Origin of the sequence: Sphingomonas sp. Leaf33 (assembly GCF_001421785.1) — a bacterium.
GTDB lineage: Bacteria > Pseudomonadota > Alphaproteobacteria > Sphingomonadales > Sphingomonadaceae > Sphingomonas.
Genome location: NZ_LMLB01000001.1, coordinates 2,353,663 through 2,376,213, shown reverse-complemented (window position 1 = coordinate 2,376,213; position 22,551 = coordinate 2,353,663). Strand labels below are relative to the sequence as shown.

22 protein-coding genes, 1 tRNA gene and 1 pseudogene are annotated in these 22,551 nt (G+C 66.4%); 10 read left to right on the top strand and 14 right to left on the bottom strand.

What is annotated here, in order from left to right; all coding sequences use genetic code 11:
- Positions 1-44 precede the first annotated feature (44 nt).
- The 3 genes from ASE86_RS11660 to ASE86_RS11650 form a co-directional block, all read right to left on the bottom strand.
- On the bottom strand, positions 45-308 hold the full coding sequence (locus tag ASE86_RS11660) for a hypothetical protein (protein ID WP_056426237.1): 264 nt from the start codon (positions 306-308) through the stop codon (positions 45-47).
- 122 nt (positions 309-430) lie between these two features.
- Complete coding sequence (ychF, locus tag ASE86_RS11655) at positions 431-1,531, bottom strand: redox-regulated ATPase YchF (RefSeq protein WP_056426234.1); 1,101 nt, start codon at positions 1,529-1,531, stop codon at positions 431-433.
- A gap of 87 nt (positions 1,532-1,618) precedes the next feature.
- Positions 1,619-1,813, bottom strand: coding sequence for a hypothetical protein (locus ASE86_RS11650; RefSeq protein ID WP_056426232.1), 195 nt, complete (start codon positions 1,811-1,813; stop codon positions 1,619-1,621).
- 254 nt (positions 1,814-2,067) lie between these two features.
- Here ASE86_RS11650 and ASE86_RS11645 point away from each other — a divergent pair, with 254 nt between their 5' ends.
- On the top strand, positions 2,068-2,802 hold the full coding sequence (locus ASE86_RS11645; protein WP_156347107.1) for a hypothetical protein: 735 nt from the start codon (positions 2,068-2,070) through the stop codon (positions 2,800-2,802).
- A 26-nt stretch (positions 2,803-2,828) separates the two neighbouring features.
- On the opposite strand, the gene ASE86_RS11640 is transcribed toward ASE86_RS11645, so the two are convergent.
- Positions 2,829-3,347 (bottom strand): PH domain-containing protein, encoded by a 519-nt coding sequence (locus ASE86_RS11640; RefSeq protein ID WP_056426226.1) that lies wholly within the window; start codon positions 3,345-3,347, stop codon positions 2,829-2,831.
- Positions 3,348-3,482: 135 nt separating this feature from the next.
- Here ASE86_RS11640 and ASE86_RS16025 point away from each other — a divergent pair.
- Positions 3,483-3,564, top strand: a pseudogene (locus ASE86_RS16025).
- Between the two features lie 326 nt (positions 3,565-3,890).
- On the opposite strand, the gene ASE86_RS11635 reads toward ASE86_RS16025, so the two are convergent.
- Positions 3,891-4,322, bottom strand: coding sequence for a copper chaperone PCu(A)C (locus ASE86_RS11635; RefSeq protein ID WP_056426223.1), 432 nt, complete (start codon positions 4,320-4,322; stop codon positions 3,891-3,893).
- A gap of 173 nt (positions 4,323-4,495) precedes the next feature.
- On the opposite strand from ASE86_RS11635, the gene dnaK reads away from it, so the two are divergent.
- Together dnaK and dnaJ are read left to right on the top strand one after the other, a co-directional pair.
- Positions 4,496-6,403, top strand: coding sequence for a molecular chaperone DnaK (gene dnaK, locus ASE86_RS11630; RefSeq protein WP_056426220.1), 1,908 nt, complete (start codon positions 4,496-4,498; stop codon positions 6,401-6,403).
- Positions 6,404-6,578: 175 nt separating this feature from the next.
- Positions 6,579-7,709 (top strand): molecular chaperone DnaJ, encoded by a 1,131-nt coding sequence (dnaJ, locus tag ASE86_RS11625; RefSeq protein ID WP_056426216.1) that lies wholly within the window; start codon positions 6,579-6,581, stop codon positions 7,707-7,709.
- A 25-nt stretch (positions 7,710-7,734) separates the two neighbouring features.
- Here the strand turns inward: dnaJ and ASE86_RS11620 are convergent, their stop codons facing one another.
- Genes ASE86_RS11620 through purB form a run of 3 tightly spaced genes read right to left on the bottom strand, consistent with a single transcriptional unit; the run spans position 7,735 to position 12,156 of the window.
- Positions 7,735-10,302, bottom strand: coding sequence for an HWE histidine kinase domain-containing protein (locus ASE86_RS11620; protein ID WP_056426213.1), 2,568 nt, complete (start codon positions 10,300-10,302; stop codon positions 7,735-7,737).
- 1 nt (position 10,303) lies between these two features.
- Positions 10,304-10,849, bottom strand: a complete 546-nt coding sequence (locus tag ASE86_RS11615; RefSeq protein ID WP_056426210.1) for a biliverdin-producing heme oxygenase — start codon at positions 10,847-10,849, stop codon at positions 10,304-10,306.
- The gene (gene purB, locus ASE86_RS11610; protein WP_056426208.1) at positions 10,846-12,156 is read right to left on the bottom strand and encodes an adenylosuccinate lyase; all 1,311 of its coding nucleotides are present in this window, start codon (positions 12,154-12,156) and stop codon (positions 10,846-10,848) included. The genes ASE86_RS11615 and purB overlap by 4 nt, the downstream gene beginning before the upstream one ends.
- A gap of 204 nt (positions 12,157-12,360) precedes the next feature.
- Here purB and ASE86_RS11605 point away from each other — a divergent pair, with 204 nt between their 5' ends.
- Positions 12,361-12,915 (top strand): EF-hand domain-containing protein, encoded by a 555-nt coding sequence (locus ASE86_RS11605; protein WP_056426205.1) that lies wholly within the window; start codon positions 12,361-12,363, stop codon positions 12,913-12,915.
- Positions 12,916-13,002: 87 nt separating this feature from the next.
- Here the strand turns inward: ASE86_RS11605 and ASE86_RS11600 are convergent, their stop codons facing one another.
- On the bottom strand, positions 13,003-13,413 hold the full coding sequence (locus ASE86_RS11600; protein ID WP_200911509.1) for an acyl-CoA thioesterase: 411 nt from the start codon (positions 13,411-13,413) through the stop codon (positions 13,003-13,005).
- Between the two features lie 270 nt (positions 13,414-13,683).
- Here ASE86_RS11600 and ASE86_RS11595 point away from each other — a divergent pair, with 270 nt between their 5' ends.
- Positions 13,684-14,013: a glycine zipper 2TM domain-containing protein gene (locus ASE86_RS11595; protein ID WP_056426199.1), complete on the top strand. Its 330-nt coding sequence runs from the start codon at positions 13,684-13,686 to the stop codon at positions 14,011-14,013.
- A gap of 68 nt (positions 14,014-14,081) precedes the next feature.
- Positions 14,082-15,257 (top strand): glycosyltransferase, encoded by a 1,176-nt coding sequence (locus ASE86_RS11590; protein ID WP_056426196.1) that lies wholly within the window; start codon positions 14,082-14,084, stop codon positions 15,255-15,257.
- 33 nt (positions 15,258-15,290) lie between these two features.
- Here ASE86_RS11590 and ASE86_RS11585 read toward each other — a convergent pair whose 3' ends face one another.
- From ASE86_RS11585 to yajC, 4 genes are all read right to left on the bottom strand, one after another.
- A complete protein-coding gene (locus tag ASE86_RS11585) occupies positions 15,291-15,659 on the bottom strand; it encodes an Mth938-like domain-containing protein (RefSeq protein WP_056426193.1) in 369 nt (122 codons plus the stop codon).
- Positions 15,660-15,661: 2 nt separating this feature from the next.
- Positions 15,662-16,636, bottom strand: coding sequence for a protein translocase subunit SecF (gene secF / locus ASE86_RS11580; RefSeq protein WP_056426190.1), 975 nt, complete (start codon positions 16,634-16,636; stop codon positions 15,662-15,664).
- A 12-nt stretch (positions 16,637-16,648) separates the two neighbouring features.
- Positions 16,649-18,247 (bottom strand): protein translocase subunit SecD, encoded by a 1,599-nt coding sequence (gene secD / locus ASE86_RS11575; RefSeq protein ID WP_056426188.1) that lies wholly within the window; start codon positions 18,245-18,247, stop codon positions 16,649-16,651.
- 270 nt (positions 18,248-18,517) lie between these two features.
- Positions 18,518-18,859 (bottom strand): preprotein translocase subunit YajC, encoded by a 342-nt coding sequence (gene yajC, locus ASE86_RS11570; RefSeq protein WP_056426185.1) that lies wholly within the window; start codon positions 18,857-18,859, stop codon positions 18,518-18,520.
- A gap of 193 nt (positions 18,860-19,052) precedes the next feature.
- On the opposite strand from yajC, the gene ASE86_RS11565 reads away from it, so the two are divergent.
- The 3 genes from ASE86_RS11565 (at position 19,053) to ASE86_RS11555 (ending at position 22,288) form a co-directional block, all read left to right on the top strand.
- A tRNA-Pro gene (locus tag ASE86_RS11565) sits at positions 19,053-19,129 on the top strand.
- A 153-nt stretch (positions 19,130-19,282) separates the two neighbouring features.
- On the top strand, positions 19,283-21,826 hold the full coding sequence (locus tag ASE86_RS11560) for an ATP-binding protein (protein ID WP_235524056.1): 2,544 nt from the start codon (positions 19,283-19,285) through the stop codon (positions 21,824-21,826).
- 66 nt (positions 21,827-21,892) lie between these two features.
- The gene (locus ASE86_RS11555) at positions 21,893-22,288 is read left to right on the top strand and encodes a hypothetical protein (RefSeq protein ID WP_056426182.1); all 396 of its coding nucleotides are present in this window, start codon (positions 21,893-21,895) and stop codon (positions 22,286-22,288) included.
- Here the strand turns inward: ASE86_RS11555 and ASE86_RS11550 are convergent.
- On the bottom strand, positions 22,278-22,541 hold the full coding sequence (locus tag ASE86_RS11550; RefSeq protein WP_056426179.1) for a hypothetical protein: 264 nt from the start codon (positions 22,539-22,541) through the stop codon (positions 22,278-22,280). The two genes, ASE86_RS11555 and ASE86_RS11550, sit on opposite strands and share 11 nt — an antisense overlap.
- Positions 22,542-22,551: the final 10 nt, after the last annotated feature.

Sequence of the window (22,551 nt, the reverse complement as noted above, 5' to 3'; positions counted from 1 at the left end):
CCAGCCGTGTGACAATCTCCAGACGGGATGCCCGTCGGTACGGATCAGCGGTGGAAGCCGGACGGCATCTCGGGGTCCCATGCGGCCGGGATCATCATCAGCGCGACGCCCGGTGCGTCCATGATGCGCGACCGCGACGGCACGCCCGGCTGCTTGCGGTCGGCCTTGCGCGGCATCGCGCCCCGGGTCGGGCCATCGCTGCGGGCGGCACCGTCGGCGGTCTGCGTGGCGGGCGACGACGGATCGGCCGCCAACGCTGCGGGTGCGGCAAGCAGGGCGACAGCGGCGAGCAGGGGGCGAAGCGTCATAGCAGAATCATACACCGTTGCTCTCCCGGTCGCAAGACGAACGGTTCGTCGCACTGCCGTGCCGCGTCGTCAAGGCGAACCGATAGCCGGCTACTGTATACAGCCGGTGCCCTGACGCCTGGTCAGACGTTGAAGCGGAACAGCATCACGTCGCCGTCCTTGACGACATACTCCTTGCCTTCCGACCGCAGCTTGCCCGCATCGCGTGCGCCGGTCTCGCCCTTGAACTGGACATAGTCGTCATAGGCGATCGTCTCGGCGCGGATGAAGCCGCGTTCGAAATCGGTGTGGATCTCGCCCGCCGCCTGCGGGGCCTTGGCGCCGACATGCGTCGTCCACGCGCGGGCTTCCTTGGGGCCGACGGTGAAGAACGTCAGCAGGTGGAGCAGGTCGTATCCGGCACGGATGACGCGGGTCAGGCCGGTTTCCTCCAGCCCCAGCTCGGCCAGGAATTCAGCCCGGTCCTCGACCGGCATCGTCGCGATGTCCGCCTCGATCGCCGCCGACACGACGACTGCCTGCGCGCCCTCGGCCTTTGCCTTTTCGAAGACCTTGGCCGACAGCGCGTTGCCGTTCGCGGCATCCTCCTCGTTCACGTTGCAGACGTACAGCACCGGCTTGGCGGTGATGAGCTGCGACTGCGCGAAAACGCGTTCTTCCTCGACATCCTTGGGGACGGTCAGCCGCGCGGGCTTGCCGTCGCGCAGCAGGTCGAGCGCCTGGCCGAGCACGGCGGCGGCGACCTTGGCTTCCTTGTCGCCCTGCGTCGCCTTCTTGGCGAGATTGGGCACGCGCTTCTCCAGGCTTTCCAGGTCGGCGAGCATCAGCTCGGTTTCGACCGTCTCGGCATCCGCGATCGGATCGACCTTGTTGTCGACGTGCTGGATATCGTCGTTCTCGAAACAGCGCAGGACGTGGACGATCGCGTCGACTTCGCGGATGTTGCCCAGGAACTGATTGCCCAGGCCTTCACCCTTCGATGCGCCGCGCACCAGCCCGGCGATATCGACGAAGCCCAGCTGCGTCTCGATGATCTTGGCAGAGCCCGCGATCTCGGCCAGCTTCTGAAGCCGCGGGTCGGGCACGGCGACGTTGCCGACGTTCGGCTCGATCGTGCAGAAGGGATAGTTCGCGGCCTGCGCGGCGGCCGTCTCGGTGAGCGCGTTGAAAAGCGTCGACTTGCCGACGTTCGGCAGGCCGACGATGCCGCAGCGGAAACCCATGATCTGATCCTAAACGGGAATGCGAGAAATGTGCCGCGTCCCTAGGGGATGGGTCGCCGGAACGCCAGCCCGGCGGCGCCGGTCGGATCAGACGTAGCCGAGCGCTGCGCCCGCGACAAATCCCGTCAGCAGCATCGCGGTCGCGCTCAGCAGGCCGACCAGCGCGTAACCGGCGTGGATCAGGACCGGGGGGTGGGGGCGGCGCTGACGGTGGTTGCGCTCGACGCCCGTCATGACGAAGCTGAGCAGCAGGCTGCACGAAAAGGCGAACACTTCCAACATGATATCCCTCAGTGGCGAACATGTGTCGACACCAGGCCCCCCGCCCGGTCTGCTCCCGCTGACGCAAGGCGTGACGGCGTTCAAGCGGCTTGCTTCGCACATGTGGAAAAATGCGACGAGCCGAGCGGAACTTTTTCGTGAGACGCTTTTGCGCGGTTTCTACCGTCGTCGCGAAATGCGTTCAGCGTGCCGACAGACGGCGCGCGGTCTTACTGATACGCAGGCGAAATGAACGCGGGTGTGAGAGGATGAACATGCGAAGGATCGCTGCGGTCTTTACCGTGATGGCGCTGCTCCCGACCGCGGCCACGGCGGGTGGCCCGGCGATGACCGGCTTTCAGGCCTTTGCCGCGCGCGGCGATGTGATCGAGGTACGTAAGCCGTTGTTCCGGGACGGCACGCTGCGGGTCGGCGCCGCTGTCGGGTGGGTGAAGCGCCGGGCGGAGGGGCGAACGCGCAGCAGCGGGGACACCGTGTTCGACTATAGCCAGACGGCACGACTTGGACGCACCATGTTCGAGGTGACCGGAGCGGACGTCGGCGGACAGCTGGGCGGCACCTGCGCCTATTTTCGATCCGAAGAGCGACTGGACGTCGGGTCGGCGAGCATCGCCCGGCCGCGCGCGCCGCTCAGGATGCGGTGCGATTTCCAGCGGGACGGGCGTCCGATCGGCTACCTGCTGCTCGGTGCGATGGTCCAACCGTCGCAGCCGATCCAGCCGACGGCCCGCGCCGGGGAGGTCGTGATCGGCAGCGCGCGGCTGAGCCTCAGGACGTCGCACGATCTGGGGCCGCGCGGCGTGCGAACCGACACGGCGGTTGGCTATTGGGTGGACGATGCCCAGGGGCTGCCGGTGGCGGCGATCGACACGAACGGGCTGACTCGCGTGCGCGTCGCGGTGCTGCGCGACCCGGCACAGCGCGACGCGGCGCTCATCGCCGGCATTGCCATCGCAACCTTCTGGGACCCCGGCGACACCGACGACTGATCGGCGGCGAGGGAGCGGCGGCGCCGTCAGTAGACGGCGTCGTCGACCATATCGAACTCGCGCACCCCGCGCCGCCGCCGCGCCGCTTCGACCCGCGTGCGCAGCGCTTCGCGCCGCGCACGGGCGCGATGGATATTCCGCAGAACCAGCGGTTGCTGCCGCGTCGTCTCGTCCGACGTGGTCAGCGTCAGCGTGCCGATGTCGGCCAGCTGGTTGATGATGCTGAAATCGATCCGCACGTCCTTCACGCGGTACAGCTCAACCTCGTCGATCGACTTGTTGATGAGGCCGCGGTGCAAAATCAGCCGGTCGGCGGTCAGCTCGTATTTGGTCGATCGGTCCTCGACCCAGCGCACGGCGACGATGACCAGCGCGACGGCCGAAAGGAGCAGCGGCCACCCCGGATTGACCGTCTCGGTCGTCCCGCTGGCGACGACCGCGCCGATCGGCCCGGCCAGGAACAGCAATGCCGTACCCCACCCGGCCAACGTCCCGCGCAGCCACCCGCTGGTGGACGAACGGAAGATATCGATCGTCTGTGCCATTCGGTCCTCCTGCGCGCAGGATTAGGTGGACGCGAGCGCGGCCGCAACGACTGTGTGTCTTTGAAGGCGGGTCGTCCACTTGTGGGTGGAAAGCGGATATTCGGTACGCTCGCGTAAGCGTGCTATCGCTGCGCCGCCAGCGTGACGGAATTTGGTAGACGTATCGCTACAGCGATCCCCGGAGACGGGGTGCGGGTTCGATCCCCTGCCGCTGGCAATGACTGGAGGGGGGCAATAACAGACGCTTTTTCAGTCGACTGTTGGAGTAATGTTGGAAAACATCGCGTACCGATCCGAGCACCAGTTCTTTCTCATCGCTGATTCTTCGTCGCCCGCTCCGCCGACGGGTTTCGCGGAAGAGAAGTCTCGATCGGCATAGTGTGACCTTCGTGTGACCTTAGCCACGCCGGATCATACGATCGCGTCACGCTCGGAACGCGCTGGAATGTCTGCAACCGGGCGGAAGCGCCGTCTCAGCGGACCGGCGACAGCGATCGTCAAAGCGTCCAGCTTTCCGAACACGCCGCCCGCGCAACATCCTACTTACCGCACGGCATCCCCCGCGCCGCGCACGTCCGCCTTCGCCTCCAGCGTCGTTCCATCCCCCAACACCAGCGTCAGCCGCGTTGCGTCGCCCGCCTTCAGCGTCGGGTCCATGTCGAACAGCATCACGTGCCGCCCGCCCGGCGCGAAGGTGACCGCGCCGCCGCTCGGCACCGCGACCGATTTGAGCGGCGCCATCGACATCGTGCCGTGGGCGCCGGCCATGCTTTCGTGGAGCTCGGCGCGCCTGGCCGCCGGGGTCGTCACCGACGTCAGCGTGATCGGCTGTCCACCGGCGGCCAGCGTGAAATAGGCAGCACCCGGTCGGCCCGGCACGGCGGGCAGGCGGACCCAGGCGTAGTTCGCGTTCGGTGCTGCCGGCTGGCACGCCGCCAGCGCCAGCCCCAGGACGGCCGCGATCGGTAGCCGCATCCAACCCACTCCCAATTCGAGAAATTCGGACGCCATCCTACGGCCGGGGCGGCTCTTGCGGCAAGCCTGACCCCACCTATATCGCGCCGGTAACGATGAGTTCCCTCGTCGCCTAAAAAGGGATGCGGGGGCTCTTTTTCTAATGTGAAACCTGGGGGTACAGGCAGAAGACTATGGCAAAAGTAATCGGTATCGATCTGGGCACGACCAACAGCTGCGTCGCCGTCATGGAAGGCGGCAAGCCGAAGGTCATCGAGAATGCGGAAGGCGCGCGCACCACGCCGTCGATCGTCGCCTTCGCCAAGGACGGCGAGCGGCTGATCGGCCAGCCGGCCAAGCGCCAGGCGGTGACCAACCCCGACAATACCGTGTTTGCGGTGAAGCGCCTGATCGGCCGCCGCTTCGATGACCCCGTCACCAAGAAGGACACCGAGCTGGTCCCGTACACGATCGTGCGCGGTTCGAACGGTGACGCGTGGGTGAAGGCGGGCGGCGAGGATTACAGCCCCTCGCAGATCAGCGCCTTCACGCTCCAGAAGATGAAGGAAACCGCCGAGAGCTATCTCGGCGAGACGGTGACCCAGGCGGTCATCACGGTTCCCGCCTACTTCAACGACGCGCAGCGCCAGGCGACCAAGGACGCCGGCCGCATCGCCGGCCTGGAAGTGCTGCGCATCATCAACGAGCCGACGGCTGCCGCGCTTGCCTACGGCCTCGACAAGAACGAGAACAAGACGATCGCGGTCTATGACCTGGGCGGCGGTACGTTCGACATCTCGATCCTGGAAGTCGGCGACGGCGTGTTTGAGGTGAAGGCGACCAACGGCGACACCTTCCTGGGCGGCGAGGACTTCGACGCGAAGCTGGTCCAGTATCTGGCCGACGGCTTCAAGAAGGATGAGGGCATCGACCTCACCAAGGACAAGCTGGCACTCCAGCGTCTGAAGGAAGCGGCCGAAAAGGCGAAGATCGAGCTGTCGTCGGCGGCCTCGACCGAAGTCAACCTGCCCTTCATCACCGCCGACCAGAACGGCCCGAAGCATCTGGTCAAGGCGATCAGCCGCGCCGATCTCGAGCGTCTGGTCGACGACCTGATCCAGCGCACGCTCGAGCCGCTGAAGAAGGCGATGGCCGACGCCGGCGTCAAGAACGACAGCATCGACGAAGTCGTGATGGTCGGCGGCATGACCCGGATGCCGAAGGTCCGTCAGGTCGTGAAGGACTTCTTCGGCAAGGAACCGCACGTCGGCGTCAACCCGGACGAAGTCGTCGCGATCGGCGCCGCCATTCAGGCGGGCGTGCTGCAGGGCGACGTCAAGGACGTGCTGCTGCTCGACGTGACGCCGCTGTCGCTGGGCATCGAGACGCTGGGTGGCGTGTTCACCCGCATGATCGATCGCAACACGACGATCCCGACCAAGAAGTCGCAGACCTATTCGACCGCGGACGACAACCAGCAGGCCGTCACGATCCGCGTGTTCCAGGGCGAGCGCGAAATGGCGGCGGACAACAAGCTGCTCGGCCAGTTCGACCTGGTCGGCATCCCGCCGGCGCCGCGCGGCGTGCCGCAGATCGAGGTCACCTTCGACATCGACGCCAACGGCCTGGTCAACGTCAGCGCCAAGGACAAGGGCACCGGCAAGGAACAGCAGATCCGAATCCAGGCCTCGGGTGGCTTGTCGGATGCAGACATCGACCAGATGGTCCGCGATGCCGAGAAGTTCGCCGACGAGGACAAGAAGCGTCGCGAGGGCGCCGAGGCGAAGAACAACGCCGAGAGCCTGATCCACACGACCGAGCGCCAACTGGCCGAGCATGGCGACAAGGTCGACGGCGGTCTGAAGTCGGAGATCGAGACGGCGATCGCGGACGCCAAGTCGGCGGTTGAATCGAATGATCCAGATGCGATGAAGACCAAGGCCGAAGCGTTGGCTCAGGTCGCGATGAAGCTGGGTCAGGCGATCTACGAGAAGCAGCAACAGGCGGAAGCCGCGCCTGCCGCCGACGCCACCGCCGATGCGCCGAAGGACGACGTCGTCGACGCCGAATTCTCGGAAGTGGACGACAACCAGAAGGCGTAAACGCTATGACTCTCTATCGTCGCCCCCGCGCAGGCGGGGGCCCATCTCCCGCACTGGATGCTTGTCACGTCCGGGAGATGGATCCCCGCCTCCGCGGGGATGTCGGTGGTGAGCAACAGCGTCTTGACGTCGACTCCGTGAACTTCGCGCGCGTATTTTGGGGCGGGGGCCCGGCATGACCACCGAAATCGACTATTACGAACTGCTCGAATGCGGCCGCGACGCCGACGATGCGACGATCAAGTCGGCGTATCGCAAGCTCGCGATCAAGTACCATCCCGACAAGAACGGCGGGTGCAAGGAGCATGAGGCCAAGTTCAAGGCGATCAGCGAAGCCTATGACTGCCTGAAGGACCCGCAGAAGCGCGCGGCCTACGACCGCTTCGGCCATGCCGCGTTCCAGAACGGCGGGGGCGGCCACGGCGGCAACCCGTTCGGCGGCGGCGATTTCGGTGGCTTCTCCGACATCTTCGAAAGCGTGTTCGGCGAATTCATGGGCGGTGGTCGCGGTGGCGGGCGCCCGCAGCAGCGCCGCGGTGCGGACCTGCGCTACGACCTCGAGATCACGCTGGAGGAAGCGTTCCACGGCAAGGACACCGAGATCACGGTCGACGTGTCGAGCGCGTGCGAGACGTGCCACGGCTCGGGCGCATCGCCGGGCACGGGCACGCGCGACTGCACGGTCTGCCACGGCCACGGCAAGGTGCGCTCGCAGCAGGGACCGTTCGTGTTCGAACGCGCCTGCCCGGGTTGCAACGGTGCCGGCCAGGTCATCTCCGACCCGTGCGCGCGGTGCCGCGGCGAGGGGCGCATCGACAAGACCAAGACGCTGGCTGTCAACATTCCGGCCGGCGTTGATGAGGGCACGCGCATCCGCCTGAACGGCGAAGGCGAGGCTGGCCAGCGCGGTGCGCCGGCGGGCGACCTCTACATCTTCCTGCACGTGAAGAAGCACGCGCTGTTCGAACGCGAAGGCACAACGCTCTACGCTCGTGCGCCGATCAGCTTCACGACGGCAGCGCTTGGCGGCGAGATCGAAATCCCCGGTCCCGACGGCACGCCGAACACGATCCGGATCGCGGCGGGCACGCAGTCGGGCCGAGAGGTTCGTCAGCGCGGCGCGGGCATGCCGGTCCTCCAGGGCCGCGGCCGCGGCGACATGGTCGTCCGCATCGAGGTCGAGACGCCGACCCGCCTGTCCGCCCGCCAGCGCGAACTGCTCGAAGCGTTCCGCGAGACCGAGACGGGCGACGAATGCCCCGAAAGCCAGGGCTTCTTCGCGAAGATCAAGGCGGTGCTGGGCTGAGAAACCGCCCAGCCGGTCGGCTGGATCAGCGAAGCAGCTGTTCCAGCCCCCGCCGCAGGTTCGCCGCGGTATAGGGCTTTTGCAGCACCGGTGTGCCTTCCAGTTCGGGGGGCAGGCGCAGCTGTTCGCCATATCCGGTCGCGAACACGAACGGAATGCCGCGGGCGCGCAGCATCTCGGCGACCGGCAGGCTGGTTTCGTTGCCGAGGTTCACGTCCAGCACCGCCAGCGTGATCTCGTTCTCGACGATCTCGTCGAACGCGGTGGGCGTCGATGCGGCGGTGACGACGCGGGTGGCGCCGAGCGAGGTCAGGATGTCCTCGGCATCCATCGCGATGATCAGGCTGTCCTCGACCAGCAGCACGGTCCCTTCGACCAGCGGGCGAACCGGCACGGCCGAAGCCGCCGCTTCGTCGCCGGTAATCGTCGGGGCCGTCGCCGGGGCGGTGTCCTCGTCGATCACGATATGGCGCGCGGGCACGCAGAAATCGGCCTCCAGCCCGGTCATCACATAGCGGACCTCGGCCTTGCCGTGCAGGTCGTAGGGGATCGAGCGCTGGATGATCGTGGTGCCGAAGCCCTGCCGGGTCGGGGCCTGCACCGCCGGGCCGCCGCTTTCGCGCCACAGGATACGCAGGTCGCCGTCGTCGTCGAGCGACCAGTCGACTCGCACTTCGCCGCTGTCGGAAAGCGCGCCATATTTGGCGGAATTGGTCATCAGTTCATGAAAGACGAGCGCCAGCGTCGAGAACGCGGCCGGGCGCAGCAGGATCGGCGGACCGCTGGTCGCGACGCGTCCGGCCTTGCCGGCGAGATAGGCCGACGCCTCGGTCTCGATCAGGCGGCTTAAGGGTGCGGGGGACCAATTGTCCTGCGTGATCTGGTCGTGCGCGCGGGCCAGCGCCTCGATCCGGCCTTCCAGCATCTCGACATAGTCGCGGACGTTGCCACCCGACCGATTGGACTGGCGGACGAGCCCGCGGATCAGTGACAGGATGTTGCGAACGCGGTGGTTGAGTTCGGCGATCAGCAGTTCCTGCCGCTCCGACGCGCGCTGCCGCTCCGCCTGGGCGTCGTCGCTCAGCCGCAGCACGACTTCGATCAGCGAGGCGCGCAGCATCTCCGCCACGCGCACTTCGGCCTCGGTGAACGGCTCGGAGCGATGGCGGACTTCCTGCGTCCACGCCTCGAAGCTCTTGCGTGGGCTCAGGCGTGCGCCATTCGGACCCCAGCTCGCGGGCTTCTGCGGATCGCCGCCCCATTTGACCGTGCGCACGCGTTCCTGGCGGAACAGCAGGACGTAGTCGCGCGGGGAGCGGGAGATGGGGATCGCCAGCACGCCGGCCCCCGTCTCGGCATAATCCTCTGCCGCGGGTAGTACGCCGGCGATGTGGTCGGTCGCATAGACGCGGCCCGACGCCATCGCGTTCAGCCGCCGGACGAGCGCCGGGAAGGCCGACGTCGGCGGCGTGATCCCGCTGGAGGCGACCTTGCCGTCGACCCAGATGCCGATCCCGTCGCACGGCACCGTCTGGCTGAGCATCTCGCCCAGCCACTCGGGCCTATCGAGCAGCGACGCATCGCCGGCGATCGCCGCCAGCAGCCGGTCGGACGTCGCGCGCGCGGACTGCTCATAGACCGCCAGTGCCTTGCGCTCGCGCGATTCCAGCTTGAACGCGAACATCGCACCGAACAACTCGGCGATCGAACGGCGCTCGAAATCGGGCGCGCGCGGGCCGGAATAATGGTGGCAGGCGAACAGGCCCCACAATCGCCCCTCGACGATGATCGAGATAGACAGCGATGCGGCGACGCCCATGTTGCGCAGATATTCGATGTGGATCGGCGACACCGCACGCAGGATCGACAGCGACAGGTCGAGTGGGGCGCCGGTCTCGTCGCGCGCCGGCACGATGGGCGCGGGGGCCGCGGACACATCGGCGATGATGCGGAACGGCGTGCGCAGGTACAGGGTGCGGGCCTGCGCGGGGATGTCGCTCGCCGGATAGCGCAGGTCGAGGAAGCTGCCGATGCCCGATTTGGCCGATTCCGCAACGACGATGCCCGACTGGTCGGCGTCGAACTTGTACACCATCACGCGGTCGAACCCGGTGATCGCGCGGACCTGGCGTGCACCTTCGCGGAAGAAGGCGGTCATCTCCTTCGTTTCGTCCAGCCGCGCCATCATCGCGCGGATGGTGCCGGCAGGATCGGAGGTCGGGGTGGCCGAACTCGGCTCGCCTTCGATGACGATTGTGCCGTCGACCATGTGCACGGCGAAATCGTAACGCGCGTCCTCGCCGTCGCGCAGAGGCAGGCCGAACACACGCTCCACCGCATCCTCGCCGCGCAGCATCGTCAGGCGGTTGCGCAGGACGTGGATCGTTTCGGCCGCCAAGTATTCGACCAGGGGCGCGCCGAGCAGGTCGTTGGCGGCGATGCCGAACACGTCCGCGACGTTCGCCGATGCCCGCTTCACCAGCCAGTCGGGGGATAGCGCGATCAGGAAGCCGAACGGCTGCACGCCGCCCAGCGCGTGGATCGGCTCCCGGTCGCAATTCGTCAGATCGACATCGTAATCCGCTTCGGACACGCTACTCAACTCTCGCCAACCACCTTCGCCCTGATGCTTCGAACGACGCGAACACGGCGCGCGCGGAGTCGACTGCCTCGGCCAATCGATCCGGATGGTATAATACCGTGTCGATCCGCGCTAGTAGCCGCGACCAGCCGCCGGTGGGCTGATCTGCATCAAGATAGGCGCGCGGTAGCGTCGGGGCGACCTGACGCGCGAGCATTCGCCCGCCCAGCCGCGATCCTTCCAGCACATAGGCCGCACCCAGCACCGCCCCGTCGCCGATCAGCGGCGCGACCGTCGCCGGAGCCGGCAGGGGGTGGGACAGGGCGGCCAGATCCGCGGCGATCGCTGCCGACCGCCGGCGTTCGGGCCAGTCCGGGACGAGTCCGCCGATGCCGTCCGCTTCCAGCGCCGCTTCATACGGCAGCAGTACCGCGGCATGGGCGGCGAGGAAGGCTGCGTAGGAGGCGTGATCGCTCAGGTCAAACCCACCGAACACCGCATCCACCGCATCGTGCGAACCACGCGTGCCGTCCCGCAGGGCGCGGTGGCTGTCCTTCAAGCGAACACGCGGTCGAAGATCGTATCGACGTGGCGCAGATGATAATCGAGGTCGAACTTCTCGGCGATCGTTTCGGCAGGCAGGGCGGCAGTGACTTCGGGATCGTTCTGCAGCAGCTCGAGCAGAGACAACTCGCCGTCGCTCTCCCACACCTTCATCGCGTTGCGCTGAACGAGGCGATAGCTGTCCTCTCGGCTGACTCCGGCCTGGGTCAGCGCCAGCAACACACGCTGCGAATGAACCAGCCCGCCCATGCGGTCGAGGTTCTTCTGCATCCGCTTGGGGTACACGACCAGCTTGTCGACGACCCCGGTCAGGCGGGCAAGGGCGAAGTCGAGCGTGATCGTCGCATCGGGCCCGATATAGCGTTCGACCGACGAATGGCTGATGTCCCGCTCATGCCACAGCGCGACATTCTCGAGAGCGGGCGTGACATAGCCGCGGACCATGCGGGCGAGGCCGGTCAGGTTCTCGGTCAGCACCGGGTTGCGCTTGTGCGGCATCGCCGACGACCCCTTCTGGCCGGGCGAGAAATACTCCTCGGCTTCCAGGACTTCGGTGCGCTGCAGGTGGCGAACCTCGGTCGCCAGCCGCTCGATCGACCCGGCGATGACGCCCAGCGTCGCAAAGAACATCGCGTGACGGTCGCGCGGAATGACCTGGGTCGAGACGGGCTCGACAGTGAGGCCGAGCTTGTCGGCGACATAAGCCTCCACCCGCGGGTCGATGTTGGCGAAGGTGCCGACCGCCCCCGAAATCGCGCAGGTCGCGACATCGGCGCGCGCGGCGAGCAGGCGGGTCTTTGCGCGGGCGAACTCGGCATAGGCCTGGGCGAGCTTCAGGCCGAACGTCACCGGTTCGGCGTGGATGCCGTGGCTACGGCCGATCGTCGGGGTCAGCTTGTGTTCGTGGGCGCGGGCGCGGATCGCGTCGAGCAGCGCATCGAGGTCGGCCAGCAGCAGGTCGCTGGCGCGCGCCAACTGGACCGCCAGGCAGGTGTCGAGCACGTCGGACGAGGTCATCCCCTGGTGCATGAAGCGCGCCTCGTCGCCGACCTGCTCGGCAACCCAGGTCAGGAAGGCGATGACATCATGCTTGGTCACCGACTCGATCGCGTCGATCGCGGCGACGTCGATTTGCGGCTTGGTCGCCCACCAGTCCCACAGTGCTTTTGCCGCCGATTGCGGCACTGTACCGAGGTCGGCCAGCGCCTGCGTCGCATGGGCCTCGATCTCGAACCAGATCGCGAAACGGGCTTCCGGCGACCAGATCGCGGTCATCTCAGGGCGCGAATAGCGGGGAATCATGCGGGCCTCGTTCTGATGTAGTCCCTGAGGGAAAGGCGGGACGAGCCGGCCGTTAGCAGGGACGAGCCGTGGGCGGCAAACCTAAAATCCTGGGAACTGTATCCTAAATACATCGGTTGAAGCGAGGTAATCCAGGGAAGCTTCAGGGGCTCGCGGTGCCGGATATGGCCAACCGCGGGACTGAACAGAACAGGAGATATTTCGATGCTCAAGACCATTCTTCTTGCCAGTGCCATGATCGTGACCGTTCCGGCGGTTGCGCAGGACATGCCGCAGCAGACCGCCCCTGCATCCACCACTGCGACGGCACAGGACAATACTGCGACATCGCCGCAGCAGACGCCCACCACCCAGGGTGCGCCGATCAGCGGAGCTCCGGTGACCGAGCAGGCGACCGCTCCCGCAGCGGACCCGGCAGCGACGCCCGCAGATCCGGCAACGACGACGGCACCGGCGGAAACCGCGGCCACGGCACCTGCGACCGATGCCGCGACGCCGGCGACTGGATCGACTCAGATCGCGCAGGTCGTGAGCACCGAGTTCCCGACCTATGACAAGAACGCCGACAAGGCGCTCGACAAGTTGGAGTTTGGCCAGTGGATGGTCGCGTTGAAGTCGGCCAGCGATCCGTCGACCAAGCCGACCGATCCGGCGACCAAGAAGTGGGTCGAAGGCGCGTTCGCCTCGGCGGACAAGGATAAGTCGAAGTCGGTGACGCAGGCCGAACTGACGACCTATCTGTCGCAGGGCGCAGGCTAAGTCCGTCGTAGACGCCTGAACCGGCTCCTCCCTGGAGCGGGCCGCCCGGTCTTCGGACCGGGCGGCTTTTTTGTTTGCCCGGTCGGCCTAGTCGGTGACAGCCTTTGGGAAAAAGCGGTCGATCACATCGCGGGCGAGGCGGGCGGGGCGCAACGTCGCGGCGTCGACGCAACACCAGCTTGAGCGGACCTCGGCCAGCACATCCTCGCCGCGGCGGATGACGGTTTCGTACATCGCGCGCGCACCCTGGACCTTTTCCAGCAGCACGGTCGCGATCACGTCGTCGCCCAGGAATGTCGGGCGGCGATAGGTGATCTCATGCTTAAGCGCGACCCACAGATGCTGCGCGATCGCATCGGCCGGGGCGAACGACCGCCAGTGGTCGATGACCGCGTCCTGCACCCATTTCAGGTAGCTGGCATTGTTGACATGGCCCATGAAGTCGATGTCGTCGGGCGACACGTCGATCGGAAAGCAGTGGGGCGCCGGATTGTTCACACCAATGTCAATAGCACGAAGCGCAGGCTTCAGGCCAGAGGCGCGTGGCCGGATGCGACGAAGCGAGACGGCGCCCGCGATGGAGGAATTTTCTGTTCGAAGTTGGCCGGTAAAATCGTCCGAAATCCGGCGCTTCGGGTAGGAATGATGGTCCGGGCGGGTCGAAAATCGCTACATGAATGCAACGTTGTTTGAGGTTCATGCAACCGGAATTAGTTCCCCGTCGTTCCACTCCCAGACGATTTTTCAGGGACTGAGAGGAGTTGTACAATGCGTAACATGATTCTGGCGGCTGGTGCCGCAGCACTGCTCGTTCCGGCATCGCTGACCGTGCCGGTCGCGGTCGAGACGGGGTATTCGAAGGCCGAGGCGCAGCGCAATGCGCGTTATCGCGAATGGCGTGGCCGCGACGGCCGCTATTATTGCCGCAAGCCGAATGGCACGACCGGCCTGATCGTCGGCGGCGTCGGTGGCGCCCTGCTGGGTCGGACGATCGACACCCGTGGCGACCGTACGGTCGGCACCCTGCTTGGTGCGGCGGCCGGTGCCGTCGCCGGTCGAGAGATCGACCGCGGCAGCAGCAACCGTCGCTGCCGCTAAGGCTAGGCTTGGGCCGCTCTCATCTGCGAGGGCGGCCTTAACCTTTTTGAGGTTAGGCAGGCGAGGCAATGCTTCGCGTGCTTACCCTCTCAACGCTATTCCCGAGCGCGTCCGCGCCTAATCTGGGCGTTTTCGTCGAGCGTCAGACGCTCGGCCTGACTGCGCATCCCGACGTCGATTTGCGGCTCGTCGCGCCAGTCGGCCTGCCGCCATGGCCGCTCAGCCGCCATCCCCACTATAGCGATCGAGTAAATCTGCCGCGCGCCGAGATGTGGAAGGGCGTGCCGACGCTGCGTCCCCGTTTTACGAACGTGCCGCTGACCGCCGGCCGCTTTCATGCCGCCGCACTCGTCGCGACACTGCGCCCGGTCCTCGCGAATCTGCGGCGCGATTTCCCGTTCGATGTGATCGATGCGGAGTTCTTCTTCCCCGACGGCCCGGCCGCGGTCCGGCTGGGGCGACACTTCGGGGTGCCGGTGTCGATCAAGGCGCGTGGCGCGGATATCCACCACTGGGGCCGGACCGAGCCTACCGCACGCCAGGTCGTGGCGGCGGGGCAGGCGGCGGACGGGATGCTGGCGGTGTCCGCGGCGATCCGACAGGATATGATCGCGCTCGGGATGCCCGGGGAGCGCATCTCGGTCCACCGTACCGGCGTGGACGGCGACCGCTTCGCGCCGCGTGACCGGGCGGTGGAAAAGGCGGTGCTGGGTGTCGCCGGGCCACTGGTGCTGTCGGTCGGAGCGCTCATTCCGCGCAAAGGGCACGACATCGTCATCGATGCGGTATCGCACCTGCCCGGCACGACGTTGTGGATCGCGGGTGAGGGGCCTGAGCGCGCGGCGCTGGAGGCGCAGATCGCGCAGCTAGGGCTGGCGGATCGCGTTCGCCTGCTCGGCAGCGTTGCGCATGACCGACTGCCCGCCTTGTTCGCCGCCGCCGACGTCATGGCACTCGCCAGTGCATCCGAGGGGTTGGCCAACGCCTGGGTCGAGGCGATGTCGAGCGGGACGCCGATCGTCATCACGTCGGCCGGCGGCGCGCGCGAGACGGTGGATCGGCCGGAGGCAGGCCGCGTCGTCGATCGAACGGCAACCGCCTTTGCCAATGCCATCTCGGATCTGCTGTTGCTGCCCCCGGAACCGGCGGCCGTGTGCGCCGCGGCGGCGCAGTTCAGCTGGCAGGCGAATACCGATCAGCTTTACGCCCATCTGAAGGCATTGGCCGAGCGCGCGCCAGGTTAGTCGTGCCGCGGCGCCGGCGGACGCCCGGGTTCCTTAATCGAGCGGGTAAAGCGCGCCGACGATCTGCCGTCCCTCGCCGCGCAGCACGCCCCAGGCTCGAGCCGCAGCGCGGCTGTCCATGACCTCGACCCCGATCCCGCGCGCCTCTAGCGCTTCGACGAAAGCACGTGGCGGGTGCTGGAGCGTCGTTCCGGTGCCGAGCAGCAGGAACTCGGGCGCCGGTTGCGCTGGCAGGACGGGCGCGACATCGGCATCGGTCAGCGCGGGCAGGGCCGGCGGCTTCCAGCCATCGGCGCGCTCTGGGCTGATAAGCAGGCCGCGGTACACATTGTCGTCGACACGAAAGCCGCCGCCCGAGAAGCCGGAAATCACCGGTCCCGGAACGGCGGAATTGCGGTCCATCTTCACGGCAGGTCTTTGGCCAGCTTGGGGCTAGGTGCCGTTCCGTCGGCCTTGGCCTCGGCCGGCAGGAAGCTGTCGGGCTTCAGTCGCAGCCACAGCAGGATCGCGGCAGAGACATAGACTGACGAGAAAGTGCCGATGACGATGCCGAGCAGCATCGCCGCGGTGAAGCCGAAGATGACGTCCGGACCCAGCACCAGCAGCACCGTCAGCACCAGGCCGATCGACAGCGACGTTGCGACCGTGCGGCTCAATGTCTCGTTGATCGACAGGTTCAGCAGCTCTTCCATGCTCATCTTGCGATATTTGCGCATGTTCTCGCGGATGCGGTCGTACACGACGATGGTGTCGTTCAACGAATAGCCGATGATGGTCAGGATCGCGGCGACGACGTTCAGGTCGAATTCGAGCTGGGTCAGCGCGAAGAAGCCCAGGGTCAGCGCGACGTCGTGGAACAGCGCGAACAGCGCGCCCACGCCGAACTGCCATTCAAAGCGGAACCAGATGTAGAGCGCGATGGCTATCATCGCGAGCGCCAGGCTGGTCGCGCCGGTGCGGAACAGTTCCTGACTGACCTTGCCGGACACGCTCTGCACCGCGCCGACGCTGGCGCCGGGATAGTTCTTCTCGACCGTCGTCTTGATCGCGGTCGCCGCGCGATCGGCGGCACTGGCGTCGGTATCATCCGGCAGCGGGGTGCGGATCGCGACTTCGCGATCGTTGCCGAAGCGCTGAATGGTCGCCTCTCCGACGCCCAGCGCCTGGATGCGGTCGCGCAGTTGCGGCACATCGACCGGCTGCTGGAAGGTGACGCGCACCGACTGGCCGCCGACGAAGTCGACGCCCAGGTTGAAGCCGTTGATGAAGCACAGCGCGATCGATCCGACGATCAGGCCGATCGACAACACCATCGCGACCGTCCGATATTTCAGGAACGCGATATTGGTGTTGTCGGGGACGAGTTTGAGCGGGCGCATGATCCGGCGACCTTAAATGTTGATCGACTTCGGCCGGTTGCGCTTCAACCAGCCAGCGACGAGCAGGCGAGTGAAGGTAACACCGGTGAAGACCGAAGTGACGATACCGATCGCGAGCACGACCGCGAAGCCGCGGATCGGGCCCGAACCGAACACGAACATGATGACCGCCGAGATGACGTTGGTCAGGTTCGCGTCGAAGATCGCGCGGCTGGCTTCCTTGTAGCCCACCTCGACGGCGGGCAATGCCGCGCGTCCGCGGATGCGCTGTTCCTCGCGGATGCGTTCGTTGATCAGCACGTTGGCGTCGACCGCGGCGCCGATCGTCAGGACGAAGCCTGCGATGCCCGGCAACGTCAGCGTCGCGTTGAACAGCGCCATCAGCCCCAGGATCATGACCGCATTCACCAGCAGCGCGGCGGTCGTGTAGACGCCGAAGCGCAGATAGGTCGCGATCATGAACAGGATCAGCGCGACCGATCCGACGATGCCGGCGAGAACACCCTTATCGATCGAATCCTGGCCCAGTTCGGCCGAGATCGAGCTTTCCTGCACGACCTTCAGGTCGACCGGCAGCTTGCCCGATCGCAGCGCGATGGCGAGTTCGTTCGCCGTCTGCGTGGTGAAGCCGCCACCGGAAATGGTAGCGACGCCGCCGAGAATCGCGGTGTTGATGTTCGGGGCTGAAATCACCTGGTTGTCGACGATGATCGCAAACGGCTTGCCGACATTTTCCTGCGTCACGCGCGCGAAGCGGCGGCCGCCCTCGCCATTGAAGGTCAGCGTCACGTCGGGCTGGCCGTTCTCGTCGTAGGTCTGCTTGGCATCGGCGATCTGGTCGCCCGAAATGACGGTCGAGCGCTTCACCGCGATCGTCCCGCCGCCATTGGCGTAGGGCAGGATCTGGCTGCCGATCGGGGCCTGGCCGCGCTGGATCGCCTGCGAGTCGGCGGCAAGATCGACCAGCTTGAATTCCAGCTTCGCGGTCTTGCCAATGAGCGCCTTGAGCTCTTCCGGATTCGACAGACCTGGTACTTCGACAACGATGCGGTTCGCGCCTTCGCGGACGATGTTCGGTTCGCGCGTGCCGAGCGCATTGATGCGCTTGCCGACGATCTCGCGCGCGTCGTTCATCGCTGTGTCGATCGCCTGGTTGATGCCGGCCGCAGTCGGCTTCATCACGAAGCGGTTGGTATCGACGACCGAGATGTCCCAGTCGCGCTGGCCGGTCATGCCGGCGCCCGTGGTCATCGGCAGCAGCCGTTCGCGGACGGCATCGACCTGCGAACTGTCGCGCACTACGAACGACAGCTGACCATCGCGGGTCGAGATGTCGCCGATGTTGATGCGGGGGGTCGCGCGGCGCATGTCGGTCTGAATCTGCTCGCGCATCGCCTCGATGCGCGCGGCCGCGACGTCCTTCGTGTCCGCTTCGAGCAGGATGTAGCTGCCGCCGGCAAGGTCCAAGCCCAGGTTGATGACCGGCTGCGGGATCCAGCCCGGCCACTTCGCGCGGGCGTCTTCCGGCACCAGGCTGGGGATCGCAAGCAATGTGCAGAAGGCGATCGTGGCCCAGACCAGCCAGACCTTCCACTTGGGAAAGTCGAGCATTTAGGGTCGATCCTGATGATTTTGACGCGTCATGACGTAGCCAATCTTTGCGCAGGGGTAGGAGCGAGGAGGGAGTGATGCGGTGCCATCATGACCGACGAGCGACGCCGCCCTGCGCAAAGATTGGCCCGCCGCTCCGCGGTTGCTCTGTCGCGCCCGCCGGACTGCGTCGCGGGTCTTGCGCGTAGACCCGCTACGCGCTGCGAACCGCTTCTTGCCGACGAACGCGACAGAGCAATCATGATGCATCAAAATCATCAGGATCGACCCTTAATCGTTCGCCGGCTTGCCGCCGCCCAGCGGCGTCACTTCGGCAATCGTCGCCTTGACGATCTTCACGCGCACGTTTGCCGCGACCTCGACCTCGACCGTCGTATCCTCGACGCGTGTCACTTTCCCGACCATGCCGCCGGCAGTGACGACGCTGTCACCCTTCTTCACCGCCTGGATCGACGCCTGCAGCGTCTTAATCCGCTTCTGCTGCGGGCGAATCATCAGGAAGTAGAAGACGACGAAGATCAGGACGAGCGGCGCGATCGACACGATCGAGGCGAGTCCGCTGTCGGCGGCGGCGCCACCGGCGGCTTGGGCATGGGCTGCGGGAATGAACATGGGTCTCGATTATCTTGAGAGGGGAGGCGTCGGAACCGGCGCCCCCGTGCCGGCACATGGGGCGCTCCGCTAACAAAGTGAAGCGGCGTACGCAACTTTTGCCATGCCCGGCCACGCCGCGCTTGCATCGCCGCGCCAGCGGGCTTAGAGGCCGCGCCTTCGGACGCAGGCTACAGCAGCCCGCGTCCCCGGTCGGGGCGTAGCGCAGCCTGGTAGCGCATCACACTGGGGGTGTGGGGGTCGCAGGTTCGAATCCTGTCGCCCCGACCAATTCATCACAAACTGATCGGGCCCAGGCGCCCGTCACCAATCGCCGGTTCCTAAGGGAGCCAGAGTGGGCTAATCTGCGTTGTGCAAGGATCGCGGAGAGAGCGCCGGGGTTTCGGCGCGTTGCGATGCCACCGCAGGATGCCCTTTCCGCCGATGTCGACCGCTCCTGTCACCATGCTCGTCCTGGGCGAGCCAACGCCCACCTTTCTCGATGGCGGCGGCGTCTGTGGGCGGTTGATCGCCGAACGGGACTGGAGCACGACGCCGCTGGGCCCGATCCATGCCTGGCCGCAGAGCCTGCGCACGTCGATCGCGATCCTGCTGCGCTCACCGGTGCCGATCGTCCTGCTGTGGGGCACGGACGGGGTGATGCTCTACAACGACGCCTATTCCGCCTTTGCCGGCGATAGACACCCGGGACTGCTGGGATCGAACGTGCGCGAGGGCTGGGCCGAGATCGCCGATTTCAACGACGCCGTGATGCGCGTCGTCCTGGGCGGCGAGACGCTCAGATACCGCGATCAGGAACTGACGCTCGACCGTCATGGCCGGCCAGAACAGGTCTGGATGGACCTGGATTATTCGCCGGTCCTCGATGAGAATGGCCGGCCGGGCGGGGTGATCTGTATCCTCGCCGACACGACCGAGCGGGCGGCGGCCGAGCGGCGCAGCGCGTTCCTGCTGTCGCTGGCCGACGATTTGCGCGGACTGGGCACGCGCGAGGCGATCATCGACCTCGCCTCCGCACGGCTCGGCGTATGGCTGGATGCCAACCGCGTGTTCTTCGCCACGATCACCAACAGCGGCTGGATGACGCTCGACCGCGATTACACCTGCGGCGTGCGATCGATCGCCGGCACGCATTCGCTCGAATCGTTCGGGCCGGGACTGTTGGAGGCGTATCGATCCGGCCAGCCGCTGGTCGGTGGCGACATTCCCCGCGACGAGACGCTGCCCGCCGACGTGCGCGCGGGGCTCGCCGAGCGTCAGGTCGCCGCCTTCATCGACGTTCTGCTGTTCGACGAGAGCGAATGGGTCGATGTCTTTTCGGTGCAATCGGCGACGCCGCGCGCCTGGACGCCGGCCGAGGTCACGCTGGTCAAGGAAGTCGCGGAGCGCGTGAAGGTCGCGGTCGAGCGGGCGCGGGCCGAGCAGGGGCTGCGCGCGCTGAACGAGACGCTGGAGGCGCAGGTCGCGATACGCTCGGCTGAGCGCGACCGCTTGTGGAACCTGTCGCAGGACATGCTGGCGCGCGCCGATTACCAAGGCATGATGTCGGCGGTCAGCCCGGCGTGGACGCAGGTGCTCGGCTGGCCCGAAAGCGAACTTCTGCGCCGCGGCTACGCCAGTTTCATGCACGTCGACGACGCGCCGCATACGCTGGCGGCGATCGCCGGCATGGCGAAGACGCTCCAGCCGACACGCTTCCAGAACCGCATCGCGACGCTCGACGGCGGCTGGAAGCATATCGAATGGACCGTGGCGCCCGAAGCGGACGGCGTGAACTTCGTCGCGGTCGGTCGCGACCTGACGGAGGCCAAGGTTAAGGAGGCCGACCTGCTGGCCGCGCAGGACGCGCTGCGCCAGAGCCAGAAAATGGAGGCGATGGGCAGCCTGACCGGCGGCGTCGCGCATGATTTCAACAACCTGCTGACGCCGATCATCGGCTCGCTCGACATGCTGATCCGCAAGCAGGTCGGCAGTGCGCGGGAACAGCGGTTGATCGAAGGCGCGTTGCAATCGGCGGAACGGGCCAAGACGCTTGTCCAGCGCCTGCTCGCCTTCGCCAGGCGCCAGCCGCTCCAGCCGACCGCGGTGGATGTCGCGCGGGTCATCGACAGCATGGTCGAACTGGTCGGCGCGACCGTCGGGCCGACGATCGCGATCCGGATCGATGTCGCCGCCGACCTGCCGCCGGCCAAGGCCGATCTCAACCAGCTGGAAATGGCGCTGCTCAACCTGGCGGTGAACGCGCGCGATGCGATGCCGCAGGGCGGCGAACTGACGATCGCGGCGCGGCGTGAGAGCGTCGTCGCCGGTAACGATGCGGGGCTTGCACGCGGGCATTATGTGCGCCTCCGCGTCCGCGACACGGGGCTCGGCATGGATGCCGAGACGGTGCAGCGTGCGATCGAGCCGTTCTTCTCGACCAAGGGCATCGGCAAGGGCACGGGCCTCGGCCTGTCGATGGTGCACGGTCTTGCCGCGCAGCTCGGCGGCGGGCTGACGATCGACAGCGCGCCGGGGCAGGGGACGACGATCTCGCTGTGGCTGCCGATGGGTGGGATGGCCCCGACCGACGACGCGCGCGTGGCCGATCGGGCGACGCCGGGCCGCGGGATCGGCATCGCGCTGCTGGTCGATGACGAGGAACTGGTGCGCATGAGCACTGCGGATATGCTGACCGATCTGGACTATCATGTCGTCGAGGCGGCATCGGCGGAGGAGGCGCTGGATCTGATCCGCAAGGGACTCAACCCTGACCTGCTGGTCACCGACCATCTGATGACGGGCATGAGCGGGGCACAGCTCGCCCGGACGCTGAAGGCGCGGTTGCCGGACCTGCCCGTGCTGATCGTGTCCGGCTATGCCGAGGAGGGTGGGATCGACGGCGACCTGCCGCGGTTGACCAAGCCGTTCCGCAATGCCGAGCTGGCGTCCAGCCTGGCGACGGTGCGCGGTTCCGCACCAAGCTGACACGCACGCGGGATTACCGTCTGGCGGAGAACGATTTTTACACGACTGACCGCCAGAGTGCGTCGTGTGGAAGCGTTGATTGAACCGAGCTACGCCGTAGCGATCGAGCCAGACCATCGACTGTTGCACGTGGCGGTACGGGGCTTCTGGTCCGCCGCGATGCTGCCCGGGTATATCGCCGAGCTGCTGCGGCAGATTGCCGTGCTGGATACCGGACAGGGCTGTGACCGGGTGCTGGTCGACATGACCGACTATCCCATTCAATCACGCGAGATCGCCGAGGCGCATTGCCGCTTTATCGTGCATGGAAGGACGCACGTCGGCGCCGCGACGGCGATCGTCATGCGCAGCGTATTGTCACGGCTTCAGGCGAAGCGGATGGCCAATATCGCAGGCCACGAACTGTTCGACGACGAACCGGCTGCGCGTGCCTGGCTGATGACGCAACCCGTCAGGCGCTAGGCGACGTTGTTTCCCGGCCGGAACATTCGCCGGCCGCGGCTGCCACCGCCGGCGGCTTCTTGCGGCCCATCGTCCAGTTGGCCTGCATCCGGACGCGCGGGTTGGGCGCGCACCAGATTTCGCCGGTGTCGTTGATCGCGGTCACCCAGATAAGGTTGTGTTCCTGCCCGTAATCGATGACGGCAAAGGCATAGCCTGCGCCCTTGTCGATGACGTGGACGGGCAGCGGGGGGTCAAGCTGTTGAAAAGCCATGGTGACATAG

What these genes read in the sequence shown, in the direction of transcription:
- ASE86_RS11585 (WP_056426193.1), bottom strand. Translation starts at nt 15,659, where the DNA reads ATGGACCGCAATTCCGCCGTTCCGGGACCGGTGATTTCCGGCTTCTCG.
- purB (WP_056426208.1), bottom strand. Translation starts at nt 12,156, where the DNA reads ATGATTCCCCGCTATTCGCGCCCTGAGATGACCGCGATCTGGTCGCCG.
- ASE86_RS11645 (WP_156347107.1), top strand. Translation starts at nt 2,068, where the DNA reads ATGCGAAGGATCGCTGCGGTCTTTACCGTGATGGCGCTGCTCCCGACC.
- ASE86_RS11635 (WP_056426223.1), bottom strand. Translation starts at nt 4,322, where the DNA reads ATGCGGCTACCGATCGCGGCCGTCCTGGGGCTGGCGCTGGCGGCGTGC.
- ASE86_RS11605 (WP_056426205.1), top strand. Translation starts at nt 12,361, where the DNA reads ATGCTCAAGACCATTCTTCTTGCCAGTGCCATGATCGTGACCGTTCCG.
- secF (WP_056426190.1), bottom strand. Translation starts at nt 16,636, where the DNA reads ATGCGCCCGCTCAAACTCGTCCCCGACAACACCAATATCGCGTTCCTG.
- dnaJ (WP_056426216.1), top strand. Translation starts at nt 6,579, where the DNA reads ATGACCACCGAAATCGACTATTACGAACTGCTCGAATGCGGCCGCGAC.
- ASE86_RS11640 (WP_056426226.1), bottom strand. Translation starts at nt 3,347, where the DNA reads ATGGCACAGACGATCGATATCTTCCGTTCGTCCACCAGCGGGTGGCTG.
- ASE86_RS11650 (WP_056426232.1), bottom strand. Translation starts at nt 1,813, where the DNA reads ATGTTGGAAGTGTTCGCCTTTTCGTGCAGCCTGCTGCTCAGCTTCGTC.
- ASE86_RS11550 (WP_056426179.1), bottom strand. Translation starts at nt 22,541, where the DNA reads ATGGCTTTTCAACAGCTTGACCCCCCGCTGCCCGTCCACGTCATCGAC.
- ychF (WP_056426234.1), bottom strand. Translation starts at nt 1,531, where the DNA reads ATGGGTTTCCGCTGCGGCATCGTCGGCCTGCCGAACGTCGGCAAGTCG.
- dnaK (WP_056426220.1), top strand. Translation starts at nt 4,496, where the DNA reads ATGGCAAAAGTAATCGGTATCGATCTGGGCACGACCAACAGCTGCGTC.
- secD (WP_056426188.1), bottom strand. Translation starts at nt 18,247, where the DNA reads ATGCTCGACTTTCCCAAGTGGAAGGTCTGGCTGGTCTGGGCCACGATC.
- yajC (WP_056426185.1), bottom strand. Translation starts at nt 18,859, where the DNA reads ATGTTCATTCCCGCAGCCCATGCCCAAGCCGCCGGTGGCGCCGCCGCC.
- ASE86_RS11590 (WP_056426196.1), top strand. Translation starts at nt 14,082, where the DNA reads ATGCTTCGCGTGCTTACCCTCTCAACGCTATTCCCGAGCGCGTCCGCG.
- ASE86_RS11560 (WP_235524056.1), top strand. Translation starts at nt 19,283, where the DNA reads ATGTCGACCGCTCCTGTCACCATGCTCGTCCTGGGCGAGCCAACGCCC.
- ASE86_RS11595 (WP_056426199.1), top strand. Translation starts at nt 13,684, where the DNA reads ATGCGTAACATGATTCTGGCGGCTGGTGCCGCAGCACTGCTCGTTCCG.
- ASE86_RS11660 (WP_056426237.1), bottom strand. Translation starts at nt 308, where the DNA reads ATGACGCTTCGCCCCCTGCTCGCCGCTGTCGCCCTGCTTGCCGCACCC.